Genomic DNA, 366 nt, shown 5'->3' with positions numbered 1-366 from the left:
GTAGTGGGTCAGGTTCCGGAAGCCCAGCGCGGTGCCGCGGAGGTGCTCAAGGCGACCGTTGATCGCCTCGGACGGGCCGTTGGACGTGCCGGGGTGGTCGAAGAACGCGAGGACGTCGGCAGCGCGGCGCGTGATCGTGCGGCCGAGGCTGATCAACTCGGGCAGATCCTTCGGAACGCCGCTGGTGAGCCCCGCGATCACGGCCTCGAGGATCTTCTTCCCGCGCGCCGGGTCCTTGTGTCGGTAGCAGGCAACGGCGCGCTGGTAGATGTCCCAGGCAATCTCGACGGCGAGGTCGTCGGGGTGCTGGTCGAATACGTCCTCGAGCTTCGCGAGCTGATGCTGGGGTCTGCTGAAGGTTTGGTT

1 protein-coding gene is annotated in these 366 nt (G+C 66.9%); it reads right to left on the bottom strand.

Translation table 11 applies throughout. The features are described from left to right. Positions 1-366, bottom strand: a 366-nt coding sequence (locus tag ID132_RS12450) for a transposase (protein ID WP_193128771.1), incomplete at both ends; no start/stop codon positions are given.

This window comes from Gulosibacter sediminis, assembly GCF_014904065.1.
GTDB classification, from domain to species: domain Bacteria; phylum Actinomycetota; class Actinomycetes; order Actinomycetales; family Microbacteriaceae; genus Gulosibacter; species Gulosibacter sediminis.
Note: the sequence above shows the minus strand (reverse complement) of the source record. Positions and strands in the feature narration are given on the sequence as shown.